Origin of the sequence: Hyphomicrobium sp. MC8b, assembly GCF_905067615.1 — a bacterium.
Lineage (GTDB): Bacteria > Pseudomonadota > Alphaproteobacteria > Rhizobiales > Hyphomicrobiaceae > Hyphomicrobium_B.
The window spans coordinates 2,378,743-2,391,895 of record NZ_LR898465.1 but is presented as its reverse complement, the minus strand read 5'-3'; the positions used below and the strand labels follow the sequence as shown (position 1 = coordinate 2,391,895).

At 60.5% G+C, this 13,153-nt stretch carries 14 protein-coding genes; 5 read left to right on the top strand and 9 right to left on the bottom strand.

Going from position 1 to position 13,153, the window contains the following annotated elements; genetic code table 11:
• Nucleotides 1-51 precede the first annotated feature (51 nt).
• Nucleotides 52-780, top strand: coding sequence for an SIMPL domain-containing protein (locus ACLB1Z_RS11515; RefSeq protein ID WP_409559981.1), 729 nt, complete (start codon nt 52-54; stop codon nt 778-780).
• 47 nt (nt 781-827) lie between these two features.
• On the opposite strand, the gene ACLB1Z_RS11510 is transcribed toward ACLB1Z_RS11515, so the two are convergent.
• From ACLB1Z_RS11510 to ACLB1Z_RS11500, 3 genes are read right to left on the bottom strand one after another with little or no spacing between them, the layout of a single operon-like run.
• Entirely contained in the window at nt 828-1,733 is a 906-nt protein-coding gene (locus ACLB1Z_RS11510) for a carbon-nitrogen hydrolase family protein (RefSeq protein ID WP_409559980.1), read from the bottom strand.
• Nucleotides 1,733-2,341, bottom strand: a complete 609-nt coding sequence (locus tag ACLB1Z_RS11505; RefSeq protein WP_409559979.1) for a GNAT family N-acetyltransferase — start codon at nt 2,339-2,341, stop codon at nt 1,733-1,735. The genes ACLB1Z_RS11510 and ACLB1Z_RS11505 overlap by 1 nt, the downstream gene beginning before the upstream one ends.
• A gap of 14 nt (nt 2,342-2,355) precedes the next feature.
• Nucleotides 2,356-2,790 (bottom strand): ketosteroid isomerase-related protein, encoded by a 435-nt coding sequence (locus tag ACLB1Z_RS11500; protein WP_409559978.1) that lies wholly within the window; start codon nt 2,788-2,790, stop codon nt 2,356-2,358.
• A gap of 132 nt (nt 2,791-2,922) precedes the next feature.
• Here ACLB1Z_RS11500 and ACLB1Z_RS11495 point away from each other — a divergent pair, with 132 nt between their 5' ends.
• Nucleotides 2,923-3,543 (top strand): TIGR02466 family protein, encoded by a 621-nt coding sequence (locus ACLB1Z_RS11495; protein WP_409559977.1) that lies wholly within the window; start codon nt 2,923-2,925, stop codon nt 3,541-3,543.
• 6 nt (nt 3,544-3,549) lie between these two features.
• Here the strand turns inward: ACLB1Z_RS11495 and ACLB1Z_RS11490 are convergent, their stop codons facing one another.
• Both ACLB1Z_RS11490 and ACLB1Z_RS11485 read right to left on the bottom strand, forming a co-directional pair.
• Entirely contained in the window at nt 3,550-4,125 is a 576-nt protein-coding gene (locus ACLB1Z_RS11490) for a carboxymuconolactone decarboxylase family protein (protein WP_409559976.1), read from the bottom strand.
• Between the two features lie 87 nt (nt 4,126-4,212).
• Nucleotides 4,213-4,632 carry a secondary thiamine-phosphate synthase enzyme YjbQ gene (locus ACLB1Z_RS11485; RefSeq protein WP_409559975.1) on the bottom strand — a complete coding sequence of 140 codons (420 nt, stop codon included), beginning with the start codon at nt 4,630-4,632 and terminating at the stop codon, nt 4,213-4,215.
• Nucleotides 4,633-4,669: 37 nt separating this feature from the next.
• On the opposite strand from ACLB1Z_RS11485, the gene greA reads away from it, so the two are divergent.
• Nucleotides 4,670-5,128 carry a transcription elongation factor GreA gene (gene greA / locus ACLB1Z_RS11480; protein ID WP_409559974.1) on the top strand — a complete coding sequence of 153 codons (459 nt, stop codon included), beginning with the start codon at nt 4,670-4,672 and terminating at the stop codon, nt 5,126-5,128.
• 10 nt (nt 5,129-5,138) lie between these two features.
• Here greA and ACLB1Z_RS11475 read toward each other — a convergent pair whose 3' ends face one another.
• The 4 genes from ACLB1Z_RS11475 to ACLB1Z_RS11460 form a co-directional block, all read right to left on the bottom strand.
• A complete protein-coding gene (locus tag ACLB1Z_RS11475; RefSeq protein ID WP_409559973.1) occupies nt 5,139-5,633 on the bottom strand; it encodes a VOC family protein in 495 nt (164 codons plus the stop codon).
• 283 nt (nt 5,634-5,916) lie between these two features.
• Nucleotides 5,917-7,896 carry an RNA polymerase sigma factor RpoD gene (gene rpoD / locus ACLB1Z_RS11470; protein WP_013947763.1) on the bottom strand — a complete coding sequence of 660 codons (1,980 nt, stop codon included), beginning with the start codon at nt 7,894-7,896 and terminating at the stop codon, nt 5,917-5,919.
• 111 nt (nt 7,897-8,007) lie between these two features.
• A complete protein-coding gene (dnaG, locus tag ACLB1Z_RS11465; RefSeq protein ID WP_409559972.1) occupies nt 8,008-10,002 on the bottom strand; it encodes a DNA primase in 1,995 nt (664 codons plus the stop codon).
• A 232-nt stretch (nt 10,003-10,234) separates the two neighbouring features.
• Complete coding sequence (locus ACLB1Z_RS11460) at nt 10,235-10,672, bottom strand: GatB/YqeY domain-containing protein (RefSeq protein ID WP_409559971.1); 438 nt, start codon at nt 10,670-10,672, stop codon at nt 10,235-10,237.
• 174 nt (nt 10,673-10,846) lie between these two features.
• Here ACLB1Z_RS11460 and carA point away from each other — a divergent pair, with 174 nt between their 5' ends.
• A complete protein-coding gene (gene carA, locus ACLB1Z_RS11455) occupies nt 10,847-12,046 on the top strand; it encodes a glutamine-hydrolyzing carbamoyl-phosphate synthase small subunit (RefSeq protein ID WP_013947760.1) in 1,200 nt (399 codons plus the stop codon).
• 23 nt (nt 12,047-12,069) lie between these two features.
• Nucleotides 12,070-13,113, top strand: a complete 1,044-nt coding sequence (locus tag ACLB1Z_RS11450; RefSeq protein ID WP_409559970.1) for a ChaN family lipoprotein — start codon at nt 12,070-12,072, stop codon at nt 13,111-13,113.
• Nucleotides 13,114-13,153 lie beyond the last annotated feature (40 nt).

The window sequence follows — 13,153 nt, the reverse complement described above, 5'->3', positions numbered from 1 at the left end:
TTTGTCCTCGAAGCGACTATAGCCAGCGGGGAAAAACTGGCGGAGACACCCATGCTTAGCGCTTTGCGTCCTCGAGATATTGTTTCGGCTCTCGCAATTGGCGGCGTAGCAGCGCTGCTGATGTTCTCGCCCGCCATGGCGCGCGCGGAGGATAGACCATTGGAACGGACAATTACCGTCTCGGCGACGGGCACGGCCGAGGCAGAGCCTGATCGTGCGCGCATCACGTCCGGCGTTTCGACGGAAGCCGAGACCGCGCGTGACGCGTTAACGAAGAACAGCGAGACGATGACGAAGATCATCGACGAGCTGAAAGGCAAAGGCATCGACCCGAAAGATATTCAGACGGCATCGTTCAACGTCGAGCCGGTGATGGACTATAAAGAGGGCCAGCCGCCGAAGGTGCGCGGCTATCGCGTCAGCAATCAGGTGATCGTTCTGGTTCGCAAGCTCGATCAGCTCGGCGAGATCCTCGACAATGTCGTGAGCGCAGGCGCCAACCAGATTCAGGGCCTCGCCTTCGAGGTGTCGAAAGAAGATGCTCTGAAGGACGACGCGCGCAAGGAAGCCGTCGCCAACGCGCTGCGCCGTGCCAAGCTGCTCGCCGCGGCTGCGGGTGCCGAAGTCGGCGACGTGATCCAGATTTCGGAAGAGACGTCGTCGAACGGCCCGGTGATGTATGCGCCGCGGCTCGCAAAAGCTACCGCGTCCTCGGTGCCCATCGAAGCCGGTACCAGCACGCTCGAAGCGCGCGTGACGATTACCTGGGCATTGAAGTAAGAAATCGGCTTCCGGCCCGCTCCTCGGAAAGGAGTCGGAAGCCGAAACTAAATCAACTTTACGACGTCGACGTCGACTTTCGGCGTCGGAGCGCCGGGCTGCACCGACCAATCGCCGAAATTGTGCATCTCGGCCGAAACGCGCAAATGCGTAAGCCGCGCTATGTCGATCTCGGCGACGACCCACTCGGCCGCGTTGAGCGTGCCTTGCGCGAGTACGCCCGTGTCCGAAATGCCGTGCTCGGACGGCACGTAAATACCCGCCGCACCGGCATTGAAGTCGACAGCCGGAGACCACGGCGCATCGCCGACGGTTGGGCTCTGCACGGCCGCAATGGTGTTTTCGAGTGCACGCGCCATCGAGCCGGTGCGCACCCGGTGATAGCCCGAGATGCGCTCCGTGCATGACGGCACAAGCAACACTTGCGCGCCAGCTTCCGCCATCGCGCGAGAGATCAGCGGGAATTCGCTATCGTAGCAGATCGCGATGCCGAACGTGCCAATCGACGTCTCGAACACGCGCACCGTCTTGCCCGCCGTCACGCCCCAGTTCTTTTCGAACGGCGTCATGACGAGCTTTTCCTGCACGCCGACCGAACCCTTTGGCGTGACGAGCTGCGCCGAGTTGACGAACAATCCGTCTGCGGTCTTCTCAGGTCCCGAGCCGACGAGGATATGCACCTTGTACTTCTTCGCGAGATCGACGTGAAACTGAACGCGCGCGTCCTTGATCTGGGCAACCTTGGCAAGCGTCGCCTGCAGGTCGCTATAGACCTCCGGACCGAAGCACGCCGCCTGCTCGATCGCCGCGTACTCCGGAAAGACCAGAAGCTCTGCGCCCGTCGCTGCGCCATTCTTCACCCAAAGCGCAATCTTCTCTTCCCATTCGGCAAGCGTCTTCGGCTGGCCGATCGGGTACTGAGAGCTTGCAACTTTGAGTGTCTTCTTGGTCATCAGAGTTTCTTCATCCAGAATTGCATGTCGTGGGTCGTTTCGGCGGTCTGGTCGATATCCTGCCAGTCGTAGGTGGCGACGATGCCGTCGACCGGCTCATAGCCGCGCTTTCTCCAGAACGGATCAAGTGGGGCGTAATCCGCTGGTTTCAACGGATGGTCGTCAGGCCGAACGACGCGGCAGAACGACGAGTATTCAAAGCCGCCGAGCTTCTTCGCCTGCGCCTCGCGTCCGTCGAAGAATGCATGGCCGAGGCCGTGGCCGCGATGGCTTTTGAGCAGCACGCTCTCGCCGCAATAGAAGATCTTGGAGATGTCGTAGCCCGCTTTCTTGAACGGCTCGCCGAACTCGTCGGCATGCTCGATCATCGGCGCGCCGGTCGAAGCGCCCACCATCTGATCTCCGTCATAGGCGCAGACGACGACCGCGCCCTTCGCCTTGGCGAACTTCTCAAGATACTTCTGCTCGTATTCGAGCGTGCCTTCGTAGAGATAAGGCCAGTCCCGAAAGACGATCATGCGCAGGCGACTGAGATCGGGCAGGACCGGAAGGATATCCGCTCCTGTCACCGATTTGACCTCGAGCTTCTTCTTTTCGTCAGCGGCCATTCGCTCTCTAATCCTTAGCCTGCGACCTGTGCGATCCAGTCGGTCAGATTGTAATAGGTGGTGACGCGCGCAATCTTGCCGTCGCGGATGGCGAAGAACGTACCGGCCGGGAGAACATACTTCTGGCCGACTGCGTCGGGCAGACCTTCTTCCGTGTTCTTATAAACGCCGTGCACGTTGAATTCGGCCGAAGCGCGCAAGCCGTCCTTCGACACCATGACGACGATGTCTTTCAGCTCTTCCTTGTAGTTGTGCGTCATGCGCGCATTGAAGGCCCGGAACTTCTCGATGCCCTGACGGCGCTCGCCCTGGTTGACGTCGTGAATGACGTCGTCGGTCAGAAATTCGAGCATCGCGTCGGTGTCGCCGCGGTTGAAGGCCTCGTAATAGTCGCGGATGAGGGCGGCGGTTGCGACGCGGGCTGCAGATTCAGCGGACGTTTCGGACATCGGTCTTTCTCCGGTAGGCTTTTCGATTCGATCTGCCGGGGGTCTTAGCAGGTCGGGTCCCGGCCTTCCATGCGCAAGGATGCTGCGGTAAACGCGACATTTCACCTACCATCTCGAAGCCGGAAAGAGGCCATGGCGCGCATTCAAGAGCTTTTCGTTACCCACGTTTACCGTGAGGAGCTTCAGCGCGGCGCGACATCCGCGCTCATGGCCGAGCTTCTGGATGCCGCCCACGAAATCGCTGCCGCCGACCGGGCGGGGCAGGGATGGTCGAAAGCCAATGATTATGCTGGATATACATCCTATGCCTCGCTCAACGACCTCCCCGATCGGCATCCGGCCTTTGCCGATCTCGTCGCGGTGCTGGATCGCCAGGTCGCGGCCTTTGGCCGGACGCTGGAATTTGACCTCGATGGCCGCCGCCTCGTGCTCGACAGCCTCTGGGTCAACGTCCTGAAGCCCGGCGGCTATCACACGGCGCACATTCACCCGCATTCGGTCATCAGCGGCACGCTCTATCTCGCGGTGCCGAAGGACGCGAGCGCCATCAAATACGAAGACCCACGGCTGGCGATGCTGATGGCCGCCCCGCCGAAGAAGCCCTCGGCGAAGGACAAGAACAGGACGTTCGTCTCAGTCGCGCCCGCGCCGGGTACGCTGCTGCTCTGGGAAAGCTGGCTTCGCCATGAAGTACCGGTCAATCACGCCAAAGCCGAGCGCGTGTCTGTGAGCTTCAATTACCGATTGGATTGAGGACGCTCAATCCGCGGTTCCGTCGTCAGGCAACGGCACGTCGAAGCCATTGAGGATCACCGATACGGCACAATAAAGCCCGACGAGATAAATGAATTCCGCCGCTCCATCCTCACCGAACGCGCCGACGGCGCGGTTATATGTCAACGCCGGAAGCGTGCTCCCCGTCACGAGGCTCGACGCCAGATCATAGGCGACAGCTTCCTCTTCCGTCAGATCGTTCGGCCGGTTTCCGGCAATGATGGTCGTGATTTTTTCGTCGGGAAGCCCGCGCAGTTCCGCGATAAGCACATGCGCGTAGAGTTCATACGCCGCGTGAAACTTCGTGCCGGTGACGAGAATGGCGATCTCGCGCACCTGCCGCGGTAGCTTCGGCGATGCCGACATCGCCTTGGTATACTCCCACACCGCGCTGCCGAACTGCGGAAAGCGCAGCCACGGGTTCCATGGCCCGATAAGCTGGCCGGTCTCGTTGATCGCGGTGAAACCTTTGAAGTTGTTCTGGATGCCGTTCTTCATGTCGGCATAGAGCGTTTTCTGCTCGGGCGTCAGCGTATCCAGCGGGATCAGAGGCAGGCGCATCGCGGCACTCCTTTGGAGGAAGGGGAGGGGGGCAGTCTCGGCACCGTTAAGCTAGAGATGTTTCAGGCTGATGCCAAAGCGCAGACGTTAATCGCCGATCACATGCACGATGACATGTCGGTCGTGCGGATGCGCGCGATGCTCAAAAAGGTAAATGCCTTGCCACGTCCCGAGCATCAGCCGCCCGTTGGCGATCGGGATCGTCAGCGTCGTCTGCGTCAGCGCACTCTTGACATGCGCCGGCATGTCGTCGGCGCCTTCCGAACGGTGAATGAAGTGCGGATCGCCGTCCGGTACGAGGCGCTTGAAGAAGGCAATGAGATCGCGCTGCACGTCCGGATCGGCGTTCTCCTGGATCAGCAGCGACGCCGACGTGTGGCGGCAGAAAATATGCGCCAGTCCTACCTCGATCTCCGCGTCGCTGACGATCTGCACCACGTCTAGCGTAAACTCGGACAGACCCTGTCCGCGGGTGTTAAGGGTCAATGTTTGCTGGTATTGCCGCATTCTGGTACCGGCCTCGGAAAATGCTTATATTGGTTCGATGAGCAGAGCATTTGTCAGAGAATCCGATGCCGTCGAAGAGCTTCCCGAGAAGCTCGTGTCCGAGCATCGCAACCTCGTCACCCCGGAAGGCTTAGCGCTGATCCAGGCCGAGGTCGAACGCCTTCAGGATGAGCTGGCCGAGGGCCAGCGCGCTGGAGATCGTGACGCCATCCAGCGGACGTCACGCGATCTGCGCTATTGGAACCAACGTCTGACGACGGCGGAAGTCCAGGCCGCGCCGGCGAGCGCCTCGGTCGTCTCGTTCGGCTCGACTGTCACGCTCGAGCGCGACGACGGCCGTGTGCAGAAATTCCGCATTGTCGGCGAGGACGAATCCGACCCCTCGAAGGGCAGGATCTCTTACGTCTCGCCGCTCGCCCAGGCGCTGATGGAAAAAGCCGTCGGCGACACCGTTGCGGCCGGCGCGGGAGAGGCCGAGATCACCAAGATCGAGTAGTGCGATCAGCTCAAGACGTGCTGTCGGAAGACGGCATGAACTTCTTCATCGCCTCTTCGATCTCGCGTTCGCTCATATCGCGTTTATGCGTGGCGACCGACCATTTGTGCCCGAACGGGTCTTCGATGATGCCGTAGCGGTCGCCCCAGAACATGTCTTCGACCGGCATGCGCAGGATCGCACCGGCCTTCACGGCGCGCTCGACGAATGCGTCGACGTCGGCGACATAGAGGTGGATCGTGACCGGGCTGCCGCCGAGCGTGATCGGCGAAGATGAACCCCATTCCGGCAACTCGTCGACCAGCATGAAGCGGGCGTTGCCGACGCGAACGGCAGCATGCATCAGCTTCCCGTTGGCACCCGCCAGCCGCATTTCTTCTTCGGCGCCGAATGCCTTTTTGTAGAAGTCGATCGCGTCAGCCGCCCCCGCGCAGACGAGATGGGGGGTGATCGCTTGGCAATTTTCGCTTCGGATGCCGCCGGCATTCTCCTGAACTTGGGACACGGTTTCCTCCAATTCTTATGGGGCTGCCGTAACGCTCAAATCCGGGAAAAGCTGAGGTCTTTGACCTCGCCGCAGCCGATTTTCCCGGCTGTTCAGTCTCAATAACAATGACGGCGACTTGAGGGAGGGGCAAGACCTCTGTTTTTGCTAATAGCGAACATGGTTCAGCATTGGCAGCAATGGGAAAAAAATTCGAACGCGGGACAGTGTTCCAGTTCGTCCGCGGAGACTATGCGCTGAAACAGAAAAGGGCCGCTTTCGCGGCCCCTTTCGATAGTTTGGATCAGTTATCCAGGAAGCTCCGGAGCTTCCGAGACCGGCTCGGATGTTTCAGCTTCCGCAGCGCCTTGGCTTCGATCTGGCGAATACGTTCGCGCGTGACCGAGAACTGCTGGCCGACTTCTTCGAGCGTATGGTCCGTGTTCATGCCGATGCCGAAGCGCATGCGCAGCACGCGTTCTTCGCGCGGCGTGAGAGAGGCGAGCACGCGCGTGGTCGTATCGCGCAGGTTCGACTGGATCGCCGCTTCGATCGGCAGCACCGCATTGCGGTCTTCGATGAAATCGCCGAGGTGCGAATCTTCCTCGTCGCCGATCGGCGTTTCGAGCGAGATCGGCTCTTTCGCGATCTTCAGAACCTTGCGCACCTTTTCGAGCGGCATCGCGAGCTTTTCCGCCAGCTCTTCCGGCGTCGGCTCGCGACCGATTTCGTGCAGCATCTGGCGCGAGGTGCGGACGATCTTGTTGATCGTCTCGATCATGTGCACCGGAATACGGATCGTGCGCGCCTGGTCGGCGATCGAACGCGTGATCGCCTGCCGGATCCACCATGTCGCGTAGGTCGAGAACTTGTAGCCGCGGCGGTATTCGAACTTATCGACCGCCTTCATCAGACCGATGTTGCCTTCCTGGATGAGATCGAGGAACTGCAGGCCGCGGTTGGTGTATTTCTTCGCAATCGAGATGACGAGACGAAGGTTGGCTTCGACCATTTCCTTCTTGGCCTGACGGGCCTCGCGCTCGCCCTTCTGCACCGCTTTCACGATGCGGCGGTATTCCGGAATTTCCAGACCCGTTTCGGTTGCAAGCTGATGGATCTCGGCACGGATCTGTTCGACCTGGGCGCGTTCCACTTTGACGAACTGGCCCCACTTCTTGCCATTGTTGGCGACGCGGTCGAGCCACGTCTGGTCGAGTTCATTGCCGTAATATTCGTCGATGAAGTGCTGGCGCGGCACGCCGTAGCTGTCGGCGAGACGCATCAAGCGGCCTTCGAGACCGATGAGGCGTTTGTTGATCGCGTAAAGCTGCTCGACGAGGCTTTCGATACGGTTGTTGTTGAGCGACAGCGACTTCACGTCGACGATGATCTCGTCGCGAAGCTTCTCGTAAGCTTTCTGCTGCTGGCGCGAACCCTGCTCGCCGACGAGCTGCTGTTCGAGCTTTTTGTCCTGCTGCTTGCGCAGTTTTTTATAGGTGCCTGCGATCTGATCGAAGGTTTCGAGAACCTTCGGCTTGAGTTCGGCTTCCATCGCCGCAAGCGACATGGCGTTCTCGAACTCGTCCTCGTCATCGCTTTCGCCCGACTGCGATTCCTGCTCGCCCTCGGATTCCTCGCCTTCGCCGGACATCGCCGGCACTTCTTTGGCTTCCGGCCCTTCGTAGGTTGCTTCGAGATCGATAATGTCGCGAAGCAAAATCTTGCCGTCGTTGAGTTCGTCGCGCCAGATGATGATGGCCTGGAACGTCAGCGGGCTTTCGCAAAGACCGGCGATCATCGCTTCGCGGCCTGCCTCGATGCGCTTCGCGATGGCGATTTCGCCTTCGCGCGACAACAGCTCGACCGAGCCCATCTCGCGCAGATACATACGAACCGGATCATCGGTACGCTCTGCCGGTTCGGCTTTGCCTTCGGACTTAGTCAGCGCGGAGGAGCTTTGGGTGACGAGCGAACGGCCTTCTTCCTCGTCAACGAGGTCCTCGCCGCCTTCTTCCTTCTCTTCGCCTTCCTCGTTCTCGACGACAGTGATGCCCATGTCGGAGAGGGTGGCGTAGAGATCCTCGATCTGGTCGGACGAAACTTCCTCCGACGGCAACACCGAGTTGAGCTGATCGAGCGTAACGTAGCCCTTAGCCTTCGCCGACTTTAGAAGACGCTTGACCGCCTGGTCGGAAAGATCGAGGAGGGGGCTGTCGCGTTCTGGTGCATCGGCGGCCTGATCTTTGTCTTCTGTCTTCTGGACTGCCTGCTGGGCGCGTGCCATTTTCGTTCCTTGTCGTCTGCGCCGCTTCCGCACGGAAACGGCTCAATTCTGATTTAGGCTCCGAACTGCTGCCTGCCGCAGCGCGCCGAAGCCGGAATGCGAAATACGCGCCTATCCAGCGCGCTTTACCTCAGAAGCGTCGTCGTCGGGTTGCTCGAACTCTTCGTCCATTTGATCCATCGCCGCCTCGCGGGCGATCTGGCGTTTGATGTCGAGAAGGCGCATCTCGGCCTCTTCTGTGCAATCCCGATACCAAGCCTCCTCAGCTGCTTTCAGCGCAACGCCGAGCGCAGCCTGTCGCTGATGCAACGCCAGAATATGGTGCCAGGCGGCTTCGACATCGGCGGCGGAGGCATCGGGCTCGGCAAAACGGTCGCTGGCGTGCGTAATCGTTTGCGCGACGAGGTCCACCACCTTTGCAACCCCCGATTTGCTCAATTGGGTGCGTAAAGTTGCGCTGTCAAGTGAATTTTGGCGTGCATGAACCCCTAAAATTTCGTCGCGAAGCACCGAAAGCGCTGGCGCGGCAAACTCGATCGCCGCAATCGCCTCGGAATACTCATCAATCAACCACGGATGGTTAAGAAGGGTTTTCATGATCAGAGCTTCGCGCGGAGATATGCTCTGAAAATGGCTAGTGAGTTCAGGGCTGGCAAGGGGCAGGGTGCTGACCACGTCACGGCGGCTAGCAAAGCGCCGCTCGCTGGACGCACCCCCGAGCCGCGTGCGGTCACGCTGGCGCCAGTCGGGCGCCACCACAGGCCGCGCATAGGACCCTTGGCCCTTGCCGCCGTCAAAGCGTCCCGCCGAAACCGCGGCGCTGCGCATGGGCGAGCGTTGACGCCCAAGCTGATACAACCTGTCGCGAAGCTCCCGCGCGTAATGGTTGCGGACTGCCGCATCCTGGATGGAGTTGGTCAGTGCACCAAGCCGCGCTTCCAGCGCCGCCCGTTGTTCGGGCGTGGTCGTCGGCTGGGCGTTAAGCTCCCGCTCCCACAGCACGTCGATCAGCGGTCGTGTTTTTTCCAAAACCTCCGACATGACGGCCGCGCCCTGCTGGCGGATCAGATCGTCCGGATCGAGACCGTTCGGCAGAAAGGCAAAAGCCACACTGTGTCCGGGCTTGACCCAGGGCAGGGCCACCTCGACGGCACGGTTGGCCGCCTTCTGCCCGGCGCTGTCGCCATCGAAGCAAAGGATCGGTTCTGGTGCAATACGCCACAGAAGCTTCAACTGATCTTCCGTCAGCGCCGTTCCAAGCGGTGCAACGCTTTCGCCGAAACCGGCCTCGCTGAGCGTCACGACGTCCATATAGCCTTCAACGACGATGACACGGTTCTTGTCGTGCCCTGCCGACCGGGCGCGGGCGGCGTTGAACAGGATATGCCCTTTATGAAAAAGGGGCGTCTCGGGCGAATTAAGGTACTTGGCCGGGGCGTCCTTATCGAGCGCCCGGCCGCCGAACGCGATGACGCGCCCTTTGAGATCGAGGATCGGGAACATGACGCGGTTGCGGAACCGGTCATAAGGCTCAGGAATATCGGGCCCGGCGATCAACATTCCGGCCGTCGCCATGTCGGCGGGGGAAAAGCCTTTGCCTTTGAGAAATGCACTCAGCGCCGTCCGCGAATTTGGAGCGAAGCCAAGCCGGAAGCTTTGGATCGTCTCGGCAGCCAGTCCGCGCTTTTCGAGATAGCGGCGCGCTTCGCCGCCGGGACCCGCACGCAGCGAAGTCTCGAAGAATTCCGCCGACGCTTCGAGCAGCCGGTAAAGGCGTTCGCGCTGGTCTTCCTGCTCGATGTTACGCTCGGGCTGCTTCGGCATCGGCACGCCCGCTTCCGCCGCGAGCCGCTCAACCGCTTCGGGAAATTCCAGCCCCTCCGTCTTCATCACGAAGGTGAAGATGTCGCCGTGCTCACCCGACGCGAAGCAGTGATAGAAACCCTTCTGGTCGTTGACGAAGAACGACGGGCTTTTCTCAGCCTTGAACGGCGACAGCCCGCGGAATTCCCGGCCCGCCTTTTTCAGCGCAACTTTCCGGCCGACCACCTGGCTGACCGACAGCCGGGACCGGATCTCATCCAGAAAGTTTGGGCTGAAGCGCATGCGCGTAATAGGGCCTCAGGAGAGCGACGGACTGCGCCGCACCTTCTTGCGAAGGCCCGCAGTGAACCGATCAATAGGTGATTCGCTCAGAAGCCCGGCTATTCAACGCCTTGTTGCGTAAAGCCATACCCGCTTTCCACAGTGCCTACGCATTAGGCATTCCCGTCGCAGGTGTCATCCTCGAGCTTGGCCCGAGGATGACAGGATATGTATGTCTTTTTCTAGCCGGCGATCAGCCTAGCGCCGCCTTGACTGCCGCGCTGACCTTCTGAAAATCCATTTGTCCGGCGTACTTGGCTTTGAGCACGCCCATCACCTTGCCCATGTCCTTGGGCGACGCCGCACCCGTTTCCTTGATGGCCTCAGCAATGGCCACAGTGACAGCAGCATCATCCATCTGCTTCGGCAGGTATGCTTCAATAATGTCGATCTCGGCCTGCTCTGTCGCAGCCAGCTCCGGACGGCCACCGCTCGTATACTGGGCGATTGAATCCCGCCGCTGCTTCACCATCTTGGTCATGACCGCAAGGATCGCCGCGTCGTCGAGGTCTTTCTTCGCTTCGATTTCAGCGGATTGAATGGCCGCGTTGATGAGCCTGAGGGTGCCCACCTTCTGTTTTTCGCCGGCTTTCATGGCCGTTTTGATGTCTGCGTTGATCTTAGCACGCATGGGTAGGTCTCCTTGAGGTCAAGGCGCTGGTTTACGGTCTGCGCGCAGGCTGGGGCAAGCCTTTAACAAAGCACGGACTTTCTTGCCGTGTCCGGAATTGACGTTGTAAAGCCGTTCCCCTAGGTTCCGCCGCGACGAGCGACCCGCGCTTGCAATTCCTTGAATGGACGACAGATGACCGCACCTGAACCCTGGACAGAAGTGCCTCTAACCGCACGCCTTGTGCTTGATGACGGAACCGTCATCGCCGGACGCGGCCTTGGTGCTACGGGGACGGCCGTCGGCGAGGTCTGCTTTAATACGGCCATCACCGGCTACCAGGAAATTCTGACCGACCCGAGCTACGCCGGTCAGATCATCACCTTCACCTTTCCCCACATCGGTAACGTCGGCGCCAATCCGGAAGATACCGAGACATCGAACCTGGCATCGCGCTCGGGCGTCCGCGGCTGCATCCTGCGTGCCGATATCACCGACCCGTCGAACTATCGCGCCGCTGAAAATCTCGATGCCTGGCTGAAGACCCGCGGCATCGTCGCCATCGCTGGTGTCGATACCCGCGCTTTGACCGCACGCATCCGTGAGCGCGGCATGCCGAACGGCGTCATCGCGCATCATCCCGACGGTAAGTTCGATATCGAAGCGCTGAAGGCTGAGGCCAAGTCCTGGCACGGTCTATTGGGGCTCGACCTCGTCCCGGAAGTGACGAGTGGCCAGAGCTATTCCTGGGATGAGCAGCGTTGGGTCTGGAACAAGGGTTACCCGCGCAACGAAAACCCCGAGTTCCACGTCGTCGCCGTCGACTATGGTTTGAAGCGGAACATTCTGCGCTGCCTCGCATCTGCCGGCTGCAAGGTCACCGTTGTTCCTGCGAAGGAAAAGGCCGAGGACATCCTGGCGCGCAATCCTGACGGCGTCTTTCTGTCGAATGGTCCCGGGGATCCTGCGGCAACTGGCGAATATGCCGTGCCGGAAATCAAGAAGCTCGTCGACAGCGGCAAGCCGGTGTTTGGCATCTGCCTGGGACACCAGATGCTGGGCCTCGCGCTGGGCGCGACGACGAAGAAGATGCATCAGGGCCATCACGGTGCCAACCACCCCGTGAAGGACTTCACGACCAACAAGGTCGAGATCGTGTCGATGAACCACGGCTTCGCCGTCGATCGCGACAGCCTGCCCGATGGTGTCATTGAAACGCACATTTCTCTGTTTGACGGTTCGAACTGCGGCTTGGCCCTCGAAGGCCGTCCCGTGTTCTCCGTCCAACACCATCCCGAGGCATCGCCCGGACCGCAGGACAGCCATTATCTCTTCACGCGCTTCGTCAACATGATGCGCGAGCAGAAGGGGCTGCCGACGAGCCGCGAGCGCTGAGGGTCGCGTTTCCTGGGAAAGTAATGCACCTCGTCCATCGTATTATCGCTGCGACCCTGCTGTTGATCGGCTGGGCCGCCGATGCGAACGCCTGTTCGTCAGCCAAGCGCGGTCCCTTTTTGAAAGAGATCGCGCAGACATCGAAATCATGCGCCCATCCGCTCTGCGGGCAAATCTACGCCACCGCCCGGCCGGAGGCAGAAGATCCCAAAACGCCGTGTCCGGACGATCAATGGCAACGTCTCGAGGCGGCCGTGACGGCTGCGCTCTCGGCCGGTGGCGTCCTGATCCTCGGCGAGATGCATGACAACGCCACACACCATCTCTTGCAGGCGGCAGCCATTCGTGAGTTTGCGCTGTCGGAGCCTTCGAACGAAACCGCGATCGTATTCGAGCAGCTTCGTGACGATCAGCAACCCGGCATTGACAAATTTACCGCCAAGCAGCACAGCGGCGAGAAAGTAACCGTCGCCGACTTCAAGCTCGCCGTCGCCTGGCAGAAGTCGAACTGGCCGGACCTCTACGATCCGCTGTTCGAAACCGTGATCGCCGCCAAGCGACCGTTCTATGCAGGCGACGTGTCGCGCGCCGAAATCATGAAGGCGGCGAAAGACGGGGCAGGGGTGCTCCCGGCCGACGCTAGCAAGCGCCTTGCGCTCGACATCCCGCTGGGTGCGAAGTTCGACGCCGCGTCCATTAAGGAAATCGAGGACGCCCATTGCGGCGCGTTGCCGAAGGAAGCGTTCGACGGCATGGCGTTCGCGCAGCGGTATCGCGACGCGCATCTGGCCGATGCTGTCTTGAAAGCTTCGCAGCAGCACGGCTCCGCCATTCTGATTGCCGGAACGGGTCACGCCCGGACTGATCGCGCCGTGCCGTGGTATATCCGCAAGCGGACACCGGAGAAGAAAGTCGTGTCGGTGATGTTCGTCGAGATCGAGACGGACAACACCGATCCAGAGACGTATGTGCCGCGCGATCCCGATGGCCTGCCGGCAGCCGATTTCATCGTCTTCACACAACCGGCCGAGCGTGGCGATCCGTGCGAGAAAATGCGCAAGAAATAGCCGGACGGCGCCGCTGCTCATTTTTATGGCGCGCACTCAT